The following is a 17,521-nucleotide window of genomic DNA, read 5'->3' on the forward strand; positions in this document are numbered from 1 at the left end:
GTTGTTTTTTAATTGATTATACTAAATAGACGACCCATGTTATTTTTTGTTACAGTACTATGTATAACAAAGTAATAAATTAACAATTTTTAACGTTTTGAAAGTAAATTTTTAAAGCAGAGTAGAAGCGTTTATAGTATTTAGGTATAATTATTGTTAAATAGTTATAAAATATGGACTTATAGTTATGTTTTTTAGGATAAAGAAATATCTTTGAAACACATTTCTATAGGTTTAACCCATAGTTAGAGTATACATGAAATTACTATTAACATCGTTTTTATTTTTAGTTTTCAGCATTGGTTTAAGTGCGCAGATTGATTCTAAAAAGAAATCTGGCACTATTATTCCTGCTATTGAAGCGCCTAAGGATTCTACCGAGAGTAAAAAAATTGCACCAGAAAAACTTGAAAAAAACAATCAGTTTGATGGTGTAACTAAACCTAATGTTATTGGAAAGTTAGAATTGCCAAAAAAAGAATTCTCTATGTTTCCTCAAGAGGAATTTGGTAACCCTGGTGAATTATATACTAAAAAACTAGAAAAAATAGAAAAAACCTTGCTTCCAGAAGGCCATGGTGAAAATGCCGGTTTAAAAGAGGATGCATATTGGGGCGATTACAATACCACATCTAAATCCGTACGTATACTTTATAGAGACTATTCTGCTATAGATGGCGATTTACTGCGTGTTTATGTAAATGGCGATGTTATACAACCAAGAGTTTATTTAACCCAAGGTTTTAGCGGGTTTAAACTCGACTTAAAAAATGGTTTAAATGAAATAGTATTTCAGGCTATTAATACCGGATCTTCGGGACCAAACACCGCTGAATACCGTATTGTAGATGATAATAACAAATCTATCTCCAGTAAAGTTTGGGCATTAGCAACTGGGGTTAAAGTTACTGTTATTGTAAATAAATTGTAGTTTACTGTACAATCCCATCAATTAATTTTAATTCTTCATCCGTAAAACTCAAATTATCTAAAGCTTTTACGTTTTCCTGTAATTGACTAGAGGAACTTGCACCAATTAAAACCGAAGCTACTTGAGGATGTCTTAAAATCCAAGCAATGGCCATTTGCGATAGTTTTTGGTCTCGTTTTTGGGCAACCTCATTTAAACTTTTAATTTTTTTGATGTTACTTTCAACAGTTTCTTTATCTAAATACGTTAAATTTTTTGCTGCTCTAGAATCTTTTGGGATACCATTCAAATATCTATCGGTTAACATGCCTTGTGCTAAAGGCGAAAACGTAATACATCCAATACCGTTATCTTCTAAAGTATCTAAAAGTCCGTTTTCAATCCAACGATCAAACATAGAATAGCGTGCTTGGTGCAATATAAAAGGTGTGTTGGAAGCTTTTAAAAGTTGGGCAGCTCTTTTTGTTTCTTCTGGCTGGTAATTGGAAATGGCTACGTATAAGGCTTTTCCTTGACGCACAATATCGGTTAAGGCACCCATGGTTTCTTCTAGAGGTGTATTAGGATCTGGTCTGTGGTGGTAAAATACATCAACATAATCTAACCCCATACGTTTTAAACTTTGGTCTAAACTAGCCATTAAATATTTGCGAGATCCCCAATTACCGTAAGGCCCAGGCCACATATCAAAACCTGCTTTACTAGCTATAAATAATTCGTCACGGTACGATTTAAAATCTTGCTTTAAAATGGTTCCAAAATTTTCTTCAGCTGAACCATAAGGTGGGCCATAATTATTGGCCAAATCAAAATGTGTAATACCTAAATTGAATGCACAACGTAATACTTCCCTAGCATTTTGAATGTTATCTACAAAGCCAAAATTATGCCAAAGCCCTAAAGAAATAGCGGGTAATAATACACCACTTTTTCCTGTTCTTTTATATGTCATGATATTATAACGTTTGGGAGACGCTAAGTATTCAATGGTTTGGGATTTATCGTTTATTTGCATGTCTATTTAGTTTATATACAACAAAGGTAGCAGATAATTACACATTAAAAAAGCCATTTGATAGTTCAAATGGCTTTAGTTTTACATGTGCTATAAATTAATCTTTTATAGGCTGTTTAATTTCTGGCTTTAGGTGTTTCGCATAAAAGCCCATCATAGCTTCGTATAAAGCTATTCTGTTTTCTTCTTTAGCAAAACCATGGCCTTCATCGTATTTAACCATATATGGTACGTCTACGCCTTTAGCTCTTAATGCAGATACTATTTGATCTGATTCGTTAATATTTACTCTTGGATCGTTAGCACCTTGTACTACAAATAATGGTTTTTTAATTTTATCAATATGGTTTACAGGTGATACTTCTTCCATAATTGCTTTTTCTTCTGGTATATCAGAATCATACCAAATTTCTTTCACTATTTTTAAATAAGGCTTCCAATATTCTGGCATACTATCCATAAAAGTGAATAGGTTAGACACACCTACATAATCTACACCACAGGCATATAAGTCTGGTGTTTTGGTTAAGCCTCTTAATACGGCATATCCGCCATGGCTTCCGCCATAAATAGCAGCATTGTCTTTATCTACCCAACCTTGGTCTATTGCGTATTGCAGGCCATCTTCAACATCATCCATAGCTTTTCTTCCAATTTGCTTAAAACCCGATTCTAAAAATTCTCTGCCATAACCACCAGAAATTCTAAAATTAACTTGTAATGTGGCATAACCGCGACTAGCAAATAACTGTGCCTCTGGGTTAAAGCCCCAAGAATCCCGAATACCCTGTGGACCACCATGAACGTTAACAATAACTGGTACTTTTTCGCCTTTTAGAGCTGCTTCTGGTAATGTAATATACCCATGAATGGTTTTTCCATCTCTACTAGTAAACGTAATTGGGCGCATTTCTGCCATATCTTTTTCAACTAAATTTGGCATAAGGTTATAAAGCAGTTTAAACTCCTCGGTTTTTGCATCATACGAATAGTAAGTGCCATATAATTTATCACTTTGAATAAAAACCAAATACTTACTTTCATCATCGGTAACATCAGGGATAGAGTAGTTATAACCAGGGAATTTACTGGTAATTTTTTTGTGTAACTTTTTATAGTATTTGCTTACAGGTACAATTACCTGTTTTTCACCTTCGTAATAAAAATAGTCTAACTCATAACCTCTTTTTCTGGATAATCCTAAACCTGAAACGTCGTAGTTTTCATTAGAAAATAACTTTTCAATAACCTTATCTTCCTTTAAATCGAATAAATAAACTTGCGCTTTATCGCTATCTAAATTAGAAATTACATAAGCATCATGAGGATAGTCTGTGGCATAGTTAAAAGAAGAAATACTAAAATTATCTTTCCAGCTTAATTCTTTTTTTAATTTGTAATTCTCGCCATCTTCAGCATAATACATATCTATATTTACACCGTCACGAAGTTTAGCAAAACCTCTTAGGTTACCGTCTTTATCAAACTCGTAACCATTTATTGGGTTTGCGGCGTCATCATTTTTATATAGTTGCTTTAGCTCTCCAGTAACGATATTTATTTTGTATGGCTCGAATATTTGAGGATTATTTTTGTTCATAGAAATAATCATATGGTTTTTGTCTTCTTTCAAACCATTTAAAATATTCACTTTTACACCATCAAAAGGTGTTAATTCTTTTTGGTTCGAACCATCAATATCAACAGCAAATAAATGGTAATCTTCATTTCCACCTTTATCCATTACATAAATTAACCTATTATCGTTTGCCCAACCATAACCGCGTATTAATTCTTCTTTTTCTTCAACAACACGCGTTACTTCGTCTGTTTCCGTGTTTTTAACATATACATGGCTTTTGGAGTTTTCATCTTTTTCCCTGTATGATAAATACGTGCCGTTTGGTGAAAACTGAAACGATCTTGCTTTTGGTCTTGCAAAATAATCGGCAACAGAGTATTTGTAGTTTTGCGGATTCCAATTAGCCAATTCTGCCAAAGCCTCATCAGAGGTTGGCAAATCTGTATTACCGGGAAGGGTTTTTACTGTTTTAGATAAAGACAAGGGAAATTCCATACCACCTTGATGAAATGTTCCATCTAAAGTGTTGTCTTTTAAAGTTGCTACAAACTTTATACCCGCTTGGTTGAATTTAATTGTAACGGTATTGTCTACAAATGTGGTTACATCCATAGGAATACCAGTGGCACCCTGCGACGGACTGTCCATTGTAGAAGAGTAAGCATCTTCTTCTTTTGTAATATCAAAAATTAAAGGCATTTCCATACCTTGAACCGATAATGTTCCTTTCCAGGAACCTTCAATATCCTGAGCATTTACTTGTGTAATCATGCTCAAAAATAACAATAAAGCACTACTAAGTTTTAAAATAGAGTTTTTCATTTTTAACAATAAGATTTTAATTTATTAACCAATAACTATTTGTAATATGCGTATTAGAACTAAATCTAGTGCTTTTGTTACATCTTTTTTTATTTTTTTTACTTTTTTTAGTATTTCGCTGTCTATTTATTATCAACATTGTTATGAATAACTTTAGGCAAAAACCTCTTTAATAAACCCAATAAAGGTGTTACTTTTGCATTTTACCAAAATACACGTATGTCAATTTCGAAAACCGAACTGCAAGAAAGAAAAACCGGAAAAGAGTTATACAGCTATCAAAAAGGGGCCATAGATAAAATTTTCACTGCTTTTGAAGAGTCTCCTGCAGATTATCATTTATTATACCAATTACCAACGGGTGGAGGAAAAACAGTAATATTTTCTGAAATTGTTAGGCAATACCTAAAAACCAAAAAGAAAAAGGTTTTGGTAATGACGCACCGTATAGAATTGTGTAAGCAAACCTCTAATATGCTCACCGAATTTGGAGTTGTAAACAAGGTAATTGATAGTAAGGCAGATTTGAGCGACCAAGGTGATTACAGTTGCTTTGTAGCAATGGTTGAAACCTTAAATAATAGGTTGAACGATGACAAATTAGATATTTCTGATATTGGTCTAGTAATTATAGATGAGGCTCATTACAACTCGTTTACCAAACTATTTAAATTCTTTAGTCAATCTTTTATTCTTGGCGTTACTGCTACACCATTAAGTTCTAGTATGGAATTGCCAATGACGGATAATTACGACGAACTTATCGTTGGTGAATCTATAGAATCTTTAATTAAAAGAGGGTTTTTAGCACGTGCTGAAATGTTTAGTTATAACGTGGGGCTAACTAGCCTTGTGGTAGGAGCTAATGGCGATTATACCGTAAAATCGTCTGAAGATTTATATACCGATGATAATATGTTAACCAAGCTTTTACGCGCTTACGAAGAGCGCTCTAAAGGCAAGAAAACATTAATTTTTAATAACGGTATAAATACCTCGTTGCATGTTTATGATACGTTTAGAAGAGCAGGCTATCCTATAGCGCACTTAGACAATACAAACACTAAGAAGGAGCGTGCCATGATACTAAAATGGTTTAAAAAAACACCAGATGCCATTTTAACTTCGGTTAGTATCTTAACCACTGGTTTTGATGAGCCAACGGTAGAAAGTATTATTTTAAACCGTGCTACAAAATCGCTAACCTTATACTACCAAATGATTGGAAGAGGCTCTCGTGTGCTGGAAAATAAAGACACTTTTAGTGTTATAGATTTAGGAAATAACTTCCATAGATTTGGACCTTGGGGCGATAATCTCGATTGGCAACGTATTTTTAAATCGCCTAACTATTATTTAGATTCCCTATTAAGTGATGAAGAGTTAGAAAGCAATTTTAGGTATGAAATGCCCGATGATTTACGCAAGGAATTTGATAATTCTAAAGAGGTGTATTTCGATATTCAAAAAACTTATGTAGATGCTATAAGGGCTGGAGAATCTACAAAAGTTGTTTTGGAACGATCTATAGCACAACATGCCAAAATTTGCATTGAAAATAGTGAAGATGTTTACGATGCTTTGGCTTTGGCTAAGAAATTAGGTGATGATATAGACTTTAGGATAAAACGATACACTAAATGCATTAGCAAAAGCACCTTTAATTTTGTAGAGTGGCTACGTGGTGATTATCGTAAAAAATTGAATTCTTATTTAAGGGCTAATTTTGATGAAGTTTTTGAAGAAATTCATGGTTTTGCGCCCAAAGAATAATTTACCCCAACACTATTTAATTTTACACATAAGAATTCTTGGATCTTAAAAAAGCGATAACGTTTATGATTATTAGTACCATGTCATTCGCTTGTATGAATGGTATTGTAAAACATTTGGTAAACATGAACGCCTTTCAAATTGTGTTTTTTAGGTCGTTTAGCTGTTTGTTTTTCACTTTTACATTTCTTCTTAAAAATAATATACCAATACTAGGAAAAAAAAGAGGCTTATTGGTGTTAAGAGGTATTGTAGGTGTTACTTCCATGGCTTTATTTTTTATGTCTACCAAATATTTACCCATAGGTACCGCAGTTTCATTACGCTACATGGCGCCAATTTTTGCAGCAGTTTTTGCTGTTTTGTTGCTAAAGGAAAGTATAAAACCAATACAGTGGTTCTTTTTTGCTATTGCGTTTTCTGGTGTACTCGTATTAAAAGGTTTAGATACTTCACTTAGTGCTTACGGCTTATTCTTAATTTTTATTTCCGCAATTTTTAGCGGTTTAGTATACATTGTTATTAGCAAAATAGGGAAGGACGAACATCCTGTTGTTATTGTTAATTATTTTATGGTTATTGCCACTATTGTAGGAGGTGTTTTGGCTATTAATAATTGGGTAATGCCAATAGGTAAAGAATGGTTTTTGGTATTTGGCCTGGGGTGTTTTGGTTATTTTGGACAGGTGTATATGACGAAGGCTTTCCAAATAGTAAAAACAAACCAAATTGCGCCCTTTAAATATTTAGAAGTCATATTTACATTGTTACTAGGTGTAGCTCTTTTTAGCGAAGTGTACTCATTTTGGAGTTTACTGGGAATTGCTTTAATAATTACAGGACTTGTGCTAAATGTTACCTATAAATCTAAATAATGATTAGTAATGCTTAAATAAAATAATAATGAGTTTTAAAGGTTGGATTAATCAGAAAAGACGTAAGATTATGCACGCCATTACTAAAAAAGTTGGCAGTTCTTACGTAGAACCTACGCTAGAGGTTGGGAAAAATATTAACATAAAAAATATTTTGGTTATAAGACCAAATCACAGACTAGGCAATCAGCTCTTAACCACGCCTTTGGTTCAAGAAATAGAAAACACATTCCCAAATTGTAGTATAGATTTATTTGCAAAAGGCGGTGTAGCTTATGCCGTTTTCGAAAATTACAGTTCAATAAACAAAATATATCAATTACCCAGAAAACCCTTTAACAATCTATTTAAATATGTAATGTGTTGGGTGTCCATAAAACGTAAACCATACGATATGGTAATTAATGGCGATAAAGATTCTTCTTCAGGTAGATTACTTACTAATTTAGCAAAAGCACCTTTAAAGGTGTTTGGAGATGTTCATGAGGACATCCAAAAGACGTATGATGACTATTTGCATATTTCTAAATATCCCATTTATAATTTACGTTTGTATTTATCTAAATTAGGCTATCCCGCAAACAATAATCCGCTGCCGGTTTTAAATTTAAAACTAACCGAAACAGAAATTTCAAACGGAAAAAACATATTGGATGAATTAGTTAAAAACAATAAACCAACTATTTGTATTTATACCAATGCTACCGGAAATAAATGTTATTCTGAAGCTTGGTGGGAATCATTTTACGTAAAATTAAAAAACGAGTTTAGTAATTCGTACAATATCATTGAAATGTTGCCCATCGAAAATATTTCAAAAATAAACTTTAAGGCACCTCATTTTTATAGCAAGGACATTCGAGAAATGGGAGGTATAATAGCAAATACTTCCATCTTTATAGCTGCCGATAATGGTGTAATGCATTTGGCTAGTGCTGCTTTAACACCAACTTTAGGTTTGTTTTCTAGAGATAACCAAGCTATTTACGGACCTTATGGCAATGGTAGTTTACCACTTTATACTAAGGTGAAATCGCAAGACAATTGTATTGATGAAGTGCGTAACATTCTAATAAAATAACCCTCAACAATTCTGTGAAAAACCCCAATAGATTTTCGCTTATTAACCCAAAAAAGATTCCGTTTTTCTATGGGTATATGGTTCTTGTTTTTGGGAGTATAGGCGTTTTAGCAAGCATACCAGGACAAACAGTTGGGGTTTCTGTTTTTACCGATCCTGTTAAAGATGCACTAGGTTTATCAAGAAACCAATTTAGTAATGCCTACATGTTTGGTACCTTGTTAAGCGCCTTTTTTGTTGCTAGGGCAGGCGTATTGTTCGATAGATTTGGAGCAAGATATGTCGCATTTTTTTCTGCTTTTTGTTTGGGGATATCGCTTTTATTGTGTTCAAAATCAGTTTTTATAAGCAACGCCATTAAAGAGCTATTAGTTACACATAGTTGGATTGTGCCTTTTGTAGTTATTACCTTATTGTTTTTCGCTATTCGCTTTTTTGGCCAAGGCGTATTAACCATGTCCTCTCGAAATATGATTATGATGTGGTTTGATAAAAACAGGGGCAAAATAAATGCCATAAGCAGTATAACGGTATCCTTGGGCTTTTCTAGTGCACCTATTTTTATTAATTATTTAATTGATGGTTATGGATGGGAAAAATCATGGCAAATACTAGCGTTGTGTCTATTTGTTTTTAGCGTTTTGGTTATTCAGTTTTATAGAAATAATCCTGAAGATTTTGGTCTACAACCCGATGGTGGCGTAACAAATACAACTACAAAAAAAGAAACAAAAGTTGAAAAACATTTTACTTTAAAAGAAGCAAAACAAACCCGTGCATTTTGGATGATTGGTTTAACACTGGCATTTAACAGCTTTTTTGTAACAGGATTTACGTTTCATGTCATTTCAATTTTTGGCAGTCAAGATTATACCAAATCCCAAGCAATTGCTGTGTTTTTGCCAATATCTGTAATAGCTATTATCACCTCTACAATTTGTAATGTTTTAAGCGATTATATTAACCATAAAGTATATTTGTATACAATGCTTATTGCTGGTATTTTAGCTTCAATAGGGCTATTGTTTTTGGGATATAATTTTGGGGTTTATCTACTTATATTTGGTTTGGGTGTGTTTGGGGGGCTGTTTGCAGTTGTTAATGCGGTAACATGGCCGCGTTACTTTGGAAGAAGACATTTAGGTGCCATTACAGGCAAAGTAATGAGTTTTTTGGTAATAGCTAGCGCCATAGCCCCTAGCTTGTTTAGTTATTGCTTTACGGTATTGGGCTCTTATTCCAACATCAGTTACCTTACTGGGGCGTTTCTACTGTTTTTAATTATTGCCTCAGCCAAAGTTAAAAACCCTCAATAATCACTTTAAAAACAATATTGCATTGCTAAATTATGTCTCGTTTATGGTTTTATGTATTAACATTTGTTAATACATGAGATTTATTTGGCTATTTTAAAACATCTTTCGTAATATTGAATGTCCCAACTTATTAAAATAGAATGAAGTTAATTTACACTTTAGTAGTTTCGCTGTTTAGTATGTACTGTATTTTCGCGCAAACTACTCCAATTCCAGATTCTAATTTTGAACAAGAACTTATAGACCAAGGTATAGACAGTAATGGGCTAAACGGTAACATATTAAATGTTGATGCCCAAGCTATAACCGCACTAACACTTGGAAGAACAGACATTGCTGATATTACAGGCATTAATGCTTTTGTAAATATTACAACTTTAGATTTAGGAACCAACCCTGTGGTAAACGTATCTCCAACAAACTTAATACAATTGGTAAGTTTCAGGTCTGATGATAATTCGGGGCTTTTAAATGTAGATTTCAGTCAAAACTCTCTACTAGAAACTGTGTTTATCCATGGCCCTTTTCCTGGAACACCTCCACCAATAACCACTATAGATTTATCGCAAAACCTAAATTTGGTATCGTTTACAGGAGATTTTTTAGATAATGTAAACACTATTATTTTTCCAGTTACAAGTACACTAACCAATATTGATGTGCGTTATTTATCCGATCCTACTTTCGATCTTTCACTTTTAAGCGGGTTAGAAGACTTGCGCATAGGCGGTTGGCGCGGAAATGTTAACATTACCTTACCCAATGTGCATACAAGCCTAAGGCGTTTAAGGATAAGTAGTATCGATATTCCTACTATAGATATTTCAAACTATATAAATTTAGAAAATATTTATTTTTGGGGTACTTATGTAGAAAACCTATTGTTACCAACATCTACAACCCTTACCGATATTTTTATTATTCTTCACGACATACAAAATCCTCTAGATTTTTCGGTACTACCAAATCTTGAGGATTTATCCATTACGTCTAACAGAACTACACCATTAGTGGTAGATGTTACCCAAAATTCAGTTTTAAGGGACATAGATTTATCTCGTAACGATATGAACGCTCTTGATGTTACACAAAACTCAATTTTAAGAGAGTTAAGGGTAGACAATAATAACCTTACTGTTTTAGATGTTACTCAAAACCCTTTGTTGTATAGGTTAGATGCTAGCTACAACCAATTACCATCAATAGATTTAACGCAAAATACAGTATTAGAATATCTTAACCTTAGCAATAATGTAATTCCAACATTAGATGTTACTCAAAATGTAGCATTAAGATCTATTAACATAAGTTTTAATTTGTTTACTGGTTCAGGTTTAGACCTTACGCAAAACTTGGACTTATCGTCGCTAGACATTTCACACAATCAGATAGCGTCATTAAATATTACACAAAATGCAGATTTAACATCCTTTAATTTGTCTTTTAATATTTTTCCTGGGAATGATATACTAAACCAATTTGCAACATTAACCGCTAATAGAGGAAGGTTATTAGGGCGTTTAATAGCGAATAACAATTTATTATCTGGACCTATTCCAGATTTTTATGGGTTGTACGATCCCACTATACAAACAAGACGATTTGAATTGTTTATCAATGAAAACAGATTCCATTTTGGCGATTTCGAAAGTCAACATTTAGGTTTGGTAAATTTAACAACAACCATGTCTATTGGACCATCACCAGACGTTGTTATAAGAAATTATTGGTATGCACCACAGGACAAAGTTAATAACATAGAGAATTTTAATAGAAATGCAGGCGACAATATAACGCTAACCACAACAGTTAGGGGCGCTCAAAACCATTATGTTTGGTTTAAGGATGGTATTGCAATTCCTGGGGCTCCAGACTCGCCAAACCTAATACTTACGGATATTAGTAGTTGTGATGCAGGTGTTTACCATTGTGAAATTAGAAGTGATTTAGTACCTTTTGAAAATGGAAATCCTCCAGGTACAGACGGTAAAAATTTGTTATTATTACGAAACGATATTACCCTTAATGTTAATAGTCCAGCCGAAAGTTGTGTGTCGTTAACCTCACCAACTAACGGTAGTACAGGAGTTGCATTGAACGAGGTGCTTACGTGGACTGAAAATCTTGGGGCTTGTGGATATTACCTCAATGTAGGCACAACCCCCGGCGGTACCGATATTTTAAACAACGTACAGGTTGATAATACCAATAGTTATACTTTTGGCAGTAACTTACCCCCAAACCAACAGGTATACGTAACCATAACACCTTACTTTGCCAGTGGAAATGTATTAAATTGTACTGAAGAAGTATTTACTACAGGAACAAACATTAACCCCATAACTTGTACAACATTAAATACGCCAATAGACGGCGCAAGTAACGTAGCTGTTGATACTAATATTTCTTGGAATGCTATTTCAGGAGCAACAGGATATAACTTAACATTAGCTACAACTTCGGGAGGTATTGATATTTTAGATAATGTAGATGTTGGAAATATTACAACATATAATCCTCCATTAAATTTTCCTCAAGGCACAACTATATACGTTACGGTAACACCTTACGATGGCTCTGGAAATGCAACTGGGTGTACAGAAGAACGTTTTACAGTAGAAAGTTTATTACCTAATTGTACAACACTTTCATTACCTGTAAATGGTGCTACGGGGATATCCATAAGTTCGGATGTTTCATGGAATGCGGTAACGAACGCCACAGGATATTTTATTTCCATGGGAACAACCTCAGGCGGAACAGATATAGTTAATAACCAAGATGTGGGCAACACAAGTACTTATAATCCAGTAAGCGATTTTCCTGATGATACCGATATTTTCGTAACCATTACGCCATACAACACCGCTGGAAGTGCCCTAGGATGTTCAGAAGAAAGTTTTAGGACCGAAACTGTAATTCCCAATTGCACAACACTTTCCTCTCCTTTAGATGGTGCAACAAATGTCTCTATAACATCTGGGATTTCATGGAACGCTGTAACGAACGCCACAGGATATTTTATTTCCATAGGAACAACCTCAGGCGGAACAGATATAGTTAATAACCAAGATGTGGGCAACACAACTACTTATAATACAGGAAGCGATTTTCCTGATGATACCGATATTTTCGTAACCATTACGCCATACAACACCGCTGGAAGTGCCCTAGGATGTTCAGAAGAAAGTTTTAGGACCGAAACTGTAACTCCTAATTGTACAACACTTTCATTACCTGTAAATGGTGCTACGGGGATATCCATAAGTTCGGATGTTTCATGGAATGCGGTAACCAACGCCACAGGATATTTTATTTCCATAGGAACAACCTCAGGCGGAACAGATATAGTTAATAACCAAGATGTGGGCAATGCAACTACTTATAATCCAGTAAGCGATTTTCCCGATGATACCGAAATTTTCGTAACCATTACGACATACAACACCGCTGGAAGTACCCTAGGATGTTCAGAAGAAAGTTTTAGAACGCAAGTTCTTATTCCCATTTGTACTAGATTAACGAACCCTATAAACGGCGCAACAAATATAGCTTTAGATGCTGGTATATCATGGAACACCATTGCAAATGCTACAGGTTATTATGTTTCTATAGGCACATTCTCTGGGGGCACAGATATTGCTAACATGCTAGATGTTGGAAATGTTACTTCCTTCAATCCTACACTAAATTTTCCAGATGAATCGGATATATTCGTAACTGTTATACCTTATAATTCTGCAGGCAATGCTACATCTTGCCAAGAAGAACGGTTTACTACGCAAGCTATTATACCAGTTTGTACTGTACTTACTTTACCTCTTACTGGAGCTCAAGACGTTCCTGTAGATACAAATATTACTTGGGGTTTTATAAATAATGCCGATGGTTACAGAATAACCATAGGGACATCTTCAGGGAGTTTTGATATTGAAAATAATTTAGATGTAGGTAGGCTCAATAGCTATACTCCAACCAATAATTTTCCAGATAACGCCACCATATACATAAAAATAATACCTTATAACAGTGCAGGTGAAGCCTTAAATTGTGATGAATTTAGTTTTACAACAGAAAATAGGGTAGTAGTGATACCAAGATTTTTTACACCAAATAATGATGGATTTAACGATATTTGGCGAGTAAGTGATCCTAGAAAAGAAATAAAACGTATTTTTATTTACGATAGGTATGGAAAATTACTTAAAACCCTAGCAGATGCCTCAGTAGGGTGGGATGGTTATATATCAGGTAAATTATTGCCTACAAGCGATTATTGGTGTGTTATTGAGTTTTACGACAAAGCGCCTATGCGAAAGCATTTTACATTAAAGCGTTAGTTAAGTTTGGTGTTTGATTGCTGATTATTTTTTAACGATTTTTTATTAAGCTTTTGTAATCTATTTTGTAATTTAACACTTATTTAAAATTAAAAAAATGAAGCGATTTTGTTTGTCTATCCTTGTTTTTACAATGTTTTTTGTGGCTTGTAAATCTTCAAAAGATACCATAACACCAGAACAGCTTGCAACGTTTAATAAACTTGTTGCATCTCGAGAATTTACTATAGATTCAGATTGGGCTTATCCGCAAGTAACAAATGCCATGTCTCAAGTATTAAATTCGCAATTATTAGCACCAGGAAATAACGCTAGCGCTATTAATTTAATTGGAAACGCTAATTTTTTAACCATAAAAGGCGATAGTGTTATGTCGTATTTGCCATATTTTGGAGAGCGACAAATGCAAATAGCTTATGGGGGTACAGATGGAGCAATTCAGTTTAATGGATTAATACAGGATTATGAGGTGAAAAACGGTAAGAACGATAGTAAAGTTATAACGTTTAAAGCTAAAAGTAATACCGAAAACTTTGATGTTGCAATTACGCTTTTCCCAAACCTAAAAACCCAGATGATGTTAAGGGGTGCCTCTAGATTCTTTATTCAATACTCAGGAGAAGTTCAACCCATTGAGAAAAATAAAAAAGATTCCTAGAATTTAGATATATCATGCTGGTTAAAAAAATATTCAGCCATTGAAAGCTGTAAATTAGCAACATATGCGTTATTAGGGTTTAAATTTATTAAAACCAAAGCATACCCAAGCTTAGACAATTTACAGTCCTTAAGCAATTGTCCGTTGTTATTAGAATAAAATTGTTTAAAATGCTTCCTAGCATCTATATCTAGCTTTCGCGTAACTATTAATGCCTTTCTAATGGCGAACGTTATATCGTTAGGAGATAATCCTTTTTTTAATAGATCGCTTGCTAAATAGGGCATATTTATTAAATGAACAGCATCTATAAAGTTATCAATGGTGTTGGGTTTTCTAATAAACGTATTGTACAAAATCATTTTCATAACGCTATTAATTTAAATGTTGTTGAATAATAGATTTAAGTTGTGCCTTACTTTGCACACCCGATTGTCTCCATAGCAATTTTCCTTTGTGGTATAAGGCCAATGTAGGTACACCTCTTACATTGTAGGCATTAGCAATATGTTGGTTTTTGTCAATATCAATTTTTATAATCCTTACTAAATCACCCATTTCTTCAGATAATTCCTGTATAACAGGCGTTTGGGCTTTACATGGGCCACACCACTCAGCAAAAAAATCTATTAAAACTGGTGTATTGCTATTTATTATTTTATTAAAATTTCCTTTCATCTGTTTGTTTTTTGAGTTTTTTTAATTGTTAATATGCTTATGCACCATATCTAATGGTTTTAAGTTTTTTAAATAATGTTATTTCTTCTTCGGTAAGATTTTTTGGCATATCTACACTCACTTTAACTAATAAATCACCAAATCTATTAGAGTTGTAAATAGGCATGCCTTTACCTTTTAATCGTAAAATTTTACCCGATGTTGTTCCTTTAGGAATATTTACATTCAATTTTCCTTCTAAGGTGTTTACTATGGTTTTTCCTCCTAAAATGGCTTCGTATAAATTTACGTGGATCTCGGTTTCTAAATCATCACCAATTCTTTTAAAGTTTGGATGTTTTTCAAGCTTAAGCTTAATAAAAAGATCGCCTCTGTTTTTCCCAGTAGCATCTGGTCTACCTTTATTCTTAATCTTTAAAACTTGTCCGTCGTAAGCACCTGGTTTTATGGTAAGCCGCATTTTTTCGTTACCTAGTTGAAATGTGCGTTTACCACCAGCGTAAGCTTCGTAAAGTGTTATGGGAAGTTCTGCTTCAATATCAGAGCCTGTTTGTGGTCTTGCATAGCCTTGATTAAAAGCGTTGGAATGTCCTCCAAAGAACATCTCAAAAAAACTTGAAAAATCTCCAGCATTACCTTGTCCTCCAAAAAAGTCAGATGCATCGGTATATTTATAGTTGCCCTGTTTGTTGGTATTTGCATAGTTTTTCCAATCGTCTCCAATATGCTCATAATCTTGCCAGTTTTCACCTAAAGTGTCATATTTCTCACGTTTTTTTGGGTCGCTCAATACTTCATTTGCTTCATTAATTTCTTTAAATTTTGCCTCAGCGGTAGCATCATCTGGGTTTTTATCAGGATGGTATTTTGCGGCTAACTTTCTATATGCTTTTTTTATATCCTTAGCGTTAGCATTTTTATCAATCCCCAATATGTCATAATAATCTTTGTATGTCATGATATTAAACTTCTGTTTTCAATACTGTTAGGGCAAAATAAGTACCAAATTGCTTAAACAAATAAAATAGTTTTTTATAAGCCTTTCTTAGTGTTTTTAAGGTATCCTAAAGTTTTAAAACTGACTACGTGTCATTGTTTCATTGTATAAAAACTGACATAATGACATTTTATTGGCGTTATATTAACATCATTTTAAATAAAAGGGACCTTTTTTATACATTTTAGGTGTTGGCATTTCGTTTGCATAACCATTAGAGAAAAAGGAGTTTGTACTTCTTTAATTAATAATAAAATTAAAGTTTAACTTAAAAAAATAACACTATGAGTACCTTAATGAATGTTCCAAAAGACGGACAAGCAAGTAAAAATTCAAATGTATCACACAGAGGGTGGTCTAATTGGATAGACGATTTATTTAATACAGATCCATTTCCTTCTGTATTCACAACCAATTTTAATACCGGTATGTCTTTACCAAAAGTAAATATCAAGGAAACTAAAGATGACTACTTTGTTGAAATGGCAGTACCTGGTATGAAAAAAGACGATTTTAACATCGACTTAGACAATAAAGTATTATCAATTTCAACAGAGCATAAGGAAGAAACTGAAAATACCCAAGAAAACTATACACGTAGGGAGTTTGGCTATTCATCATTTAAAAGAACGTTTACTTTACCAGAATCTGTAGACGATAATAAGATTAAAGCGACTTATACGGATGGTATTTTAACAATACAGCTTCCAAAGCGTGAAGAGGCTAAAGAAAAACCAGCAAGAACTATTAAAATTTCATAGTAATAGCTAGGTTTAATATGAAGAAAGAGGCTTAATCTAGAAGCCTCTTTTTTTTGTATTAATTTTATTCCTTAAGCTGAGATGTATTAGGTTCTAAATTATCATTATCATCGCTTCCCAAGCTAAAATGTTTATTTTCCTCATCTTTTAATTTGTTTTTAGCTTTATTGGTAGATGCTCTCCCGGGAATATCTAAATCTTCAGCTGCAAAATCAACGTCGCCTTCCCTTTGTTTTAAAAGTGCATCGTCGCCTTGGTCGTTTCTTAAATTACCAGAAGCATCACCTAAAGCATTTTTATCGTCCTTAGTAATTTCAGAATTATAGGTGTTTTTATTGTTTTTTTTGCTCATAATTATAGTTTTAACTGTTTACATAAAATGCATGTATAACACCGGGCAACCACCCAATAAGTGTTAGTATGATGCTAATTAAAAATTTGCCACCAACACCATGTTGCAGTACAACAGCTACTGGAGGCAGAAAAATATTAAGTAATATTGTTATTAAAGACATTGCTATTTATTTTTGGTTTCTCTCAAAGTTAGGAGTATTCCAGTTTAACTTTTTGCTTAAAGCATTAAAAAGTTAATTCAAATACTGTTTGCCTTCAAAAAAGCCATTACATAAAAAAATGCGCTGTTTCAGTTAATAAATAGTATCCTTATTTGTATTTTTATTAAAAATTGCATT

Annotated in this window: 15 protein-coding genes; 8 read left to right on the plus strand and 7 right to left on the minus strand. The window is 33.5% G+C overall.

Going from position 1 to position 17,521, the window contains the following annotated elements; genetic code table 11:
* Positions 1–256 precede the first annotated feature (256 nt).
* Entirely contained in the window at positions 257–931 is a 675-nt protein-coding gene (locus CLV33_RS11170; RefSeq protein ID WP_045372578.1) for a hypothetical protein, read from the plus strand.
* 1 nt (position 932) lies between these two features.
* Here the strand turns inward: CLV33_RS11170 and mgrA are convergent, their stop codons facing one another.
* Together mgrA and CLV33_RS11180 are read right to left on the minus strand one after the other, a co-directional pair.
* A complete protein-coding gene (mgrA, locus tag CLV33_RS11175) occupies positions 933–1,946 on the minus strand; it encodes an L-glyceraldehyde 3-phosphate reductase (RefSeq protein ID WP_105473979.1) in 1,014 nt (337 codons plus the stop codon).
* Between the two features lie 97 nt (positions 1,947–2,043).
* A complete protein-coding gene (locus CLV33_RS11180; protein WP_105473980.1) occupies positions 2,044–4,350 on the minus strand; it encodes a S9 family peptidase in 2,307 nt (768 codons plus the stop codon).
* 219 nt (positions 4,351–4,569) lie between these two features.
* On the opposite strand from CLV33_RS11180, the gene CLV33_RS11185 reads away from it, so the two are divergent.
* The 6 genes from CLV33_RS11185 to CLV33_RS11210 all read left to right on the plus strand — a co-directional run bounded on the left by CLV33_RS11185 (position 4,570) and on the right by CLV33_RS11210 (position 14,393).
* On the plus strand, positions 4,570–6,123 hold the full coding sequence (locus CLV33_RS11185) for a DEAD/DEAH box helicase (RefSeq protein WP_211297560.1): 1,554 nt from the start codon (positions 4,570–4,572) through the stop codon (positions 6,121–6,123).
* Positions 6,124–6,161: 38 nt separating this feature from the next.
* The gene (locus CLV33_RS11190) at positions 6,162–6,998 is read left to right on the plus strand and encodes a DMT family transporter (protein ID WP_262489590.1); all 837 of its coding nucleotides are present in this window, start codon (positions 6,162–6,164) and stop codon (positions 6,996–6,998) included.
* A gap of 28 nt (positions 6,999–7,026) precedes the next feature.
* Positions 7,027–8,079: a glycosyltransferase family 9 protein gene (locus tag CLV33_RS11195; protein WP_105473981.1), complete on the plus strand. Its 1,053-nt coding sequence runs from the start codon at positions 7,027–7,029 to the stop codon at positions 8,077–8,079.
* Positions 8,080–8,093: 14 nt separating this feature from the next.
* Positions 8,094–9,395 carry an MFS transporter gene (locus tag CLV33_RS11200; protein ID WP_105473982.1) on the plus strand — a complete coding sequence of 434 codons (1,302 nt, stop codon included), beginning with the start codon at positions 8,094–8,096 and terminating at the stop codon, positions 9,393–9,395.
* Positions 9,396–9,535: 140 nt separating this feature from the next.
* The gene (locus CLV33_RS11205) at positions 9,536–13,735 is read left to right on the plus strand and encodes a T9SS type B sorting domain-containing protein (RefSeq protein ID WP_105473983.1); all 4,200 of its coding nucleotides are present in this window, start codon (positions 9,536–9,538) and stop codon (positions 13,733–13,735) included.
* Between the two features lie 97 nt (positions 13,736–13,832).
* On the plus strand, positions 13,833–14,393 hold the full coding sequence (locus CLV33_RS11210) for a DUF4251 domain-containing protein (RefSeq protein WP_105473984.1): 561 nt from the start codon (positions 13,833–13,835) through the stop codon (positions 14,391–14,393).
* Here CLV33_RS11210 and CLV33_RS11215 read toward each other — a convergent pair.
* Genes CLV33_RS11215 through CLV33_RS11225 form a run of 3 tightly spaced genes read right to left on the minus strand, consistent with a single transcriptional unit; the run spans position 14,390 to position 16,029 of the window.
* Positions 14,390–14,761, minus strand: coding sequence for a hypothetical protein (locus CLV33_RS11215; protein WP_146109735.1), 372 nt, complete (start codon positions 14,759–14,761; stop codon positions 14,390–14,392). The genes CLV33_RS11210 and CLV33_RS11215 overlap by 4 nt on opposite strands.
* Before the next feature lie 7 nt (positions 14,762–14,768).
* Positions 14,769–15,071, minus strand: coding sequence for a thioredoxin (trxA, locus tag CLV33_RS11220; RefSeq protein ID WP_105473986.1), 303 nt, complete (start codon positions 15,069–15,071; stop codon positions 14,769–14,771).
* Positions 15,072–15,108: 37 nt separating this feature from the next.
* Positions 15,109–16,029 (minus strand): DnaJ C-terminal domain-containing protein, encoded by a 921-nt coding sequence (locus tag CLV33_RS11225; protein ID WP_105473987.1) that lies wholly within the window; start codon positions 16,027–16,029, stop codon positions 15,109–15,111.
* Between the two features lie 323 nt (positions 16,030–16,352).
* On the opposite strand from CLV33_RS11225, the gene CLV33_RS11230 reads away from it, so the two are divergent.
* Positions 16,353–16,829: an Hsp20/alpha crystallin family protein gene (locus tag CLV33_RS11230; RefSeq protein WP_042247152.1), complete on the plus strand. Its 477-nt coding sequence runs from the start codon at positions 16,353–16,355 to the stop codon at positions 16,827–16,829.
* Between the two features lie 64 nt (positions 16,830–16,893).
* Here the strand turns inward: CLV33_RS11230 and CLV33_RS11235 are convergent, their stop codons facing one another.
* Both CLV33_RS11235 and CLV33_RS11240 read right to left on the minus strand, forming a co-directional pair.
* Complete coding sequence (locus tag CLV33_RS11235) at positions 16,894–17,181, minus strand: hypothetical protein (protein WP_105473988.1); 288 nt, start codon at positions 17,179–17,181, stop codon at positions 16,894–16,896.
* A 10-nt stretch (positions 17,182–17,191) separates the two neighbouring features.
* The gene (locus CLV33_RS11240) at positions 17,192–17,344 is read right to left on the minus strand and encodes a YqaE/Pmp3 family membrane protein (RefSeq protein WP_042247149.1); all 153 of its coding nucleotides are present in this window, start codon (positions 17,342–17,344) and stop codon (positions 17,192–17,194) included.
* Positions 17,345–17,521: the final 177 nt, after the last annotated feature.

The organism is Jejuia pallidilutea (assembly GCF_002973595.1).
In the GTDB taxonomy this organism is placed as follows: Bacteria; Bacteroidota; Bacteroidia; order Flavobacteriales; family Flavobacteriaceae; genus Jejuia; species Jejuia pallidilutea.

Coding starts and splice junctions, on each gene's coding strand:
- CLV33_RS11170 (WP_045372578.1), top strand. CDS start 257: ATGAAATTACTATTAACATCGTTTTTATTTTTAGTTTTCAGCATTGGT.
- mgrA (WP_105473979.1), bottom strand. CDS start 1,946: ATGCAAATAAACGATAAATCCCAAACCATTGAATACTTAGCGTCTCCC.
- CLV33_RS11180 (WP_105473980.1), bottom strand. CDS start 4,350: ATGAAAAACTCTATTTTAAAACTTAGTAGTGCTTTATTGTTATTTTTG.
- CLV33_RS11185 (WP_211297560.1), top strand. CDS start 4,570: ATGTCAATTTCGAAAACCGAACTGCAAGAAAGAAAAACCGGAAAAGAG.
- CLV33_RS11195 (WP_105473981.1), top strand. CDS start 7,027: ATGAGTTTTAAAGGTTGGATTAATCAGAAAAGACGTAAGATTATGCAC.
- CLV33_RS11205 (WP_105473983.1), top strand. CDS start 9,536: ATGAAGTTAATTTACACTTTAGTAGTTTCGCTGTTTAGTATGTACTGT.
- CLV33_RS11210 (WP_105473984.1), top strand. CDS start 13,833: ATGAAGCGATTTTGTTTGTCTATCCTTGTTTTTACAATGTTTTTTGTG.
- CLV33_RS11215 (WP_146109735.1), bottom strand. CDS start 14,761: ATGAAAATGATTTTGTACAATACGTTTATTAGAAAACCCAACACCATT.
- trxA (WP_105473986.1), bottom strand. CDS start 15,071: ATGAAAGGAAATTTTAATAAAATAATAAATAGCAATACACCAGTTTTA.
- CLV33_RS11225 (WP_105473987.1), bottom strand. CDS start 16,029: ATGACATACAAAGATTATTATGACATATTGGGGATTGATAAAAATGCT.
- CLV33_RS11230 (WP_042247152.1), top strand. CDS start 16,353: ATGAGTACCTTAATGAATGTTCCAAAAGACGGACAAGCAAGTAAAAAT.
- CLV33_RS11235 (WP_105473988.1), bottom strand. CDS start 17,181: ATGAGCAAAAAAAACAATAAAAACACCTATAATTCTGAAATTACTAAG.
- CLV33_RS11240 (WP_042247149.1), bottom strand. CDS start 17,344: ATGTCTTTAATAACAATATTACTTAATATTTTTCTGCCTCCAGTAGCT.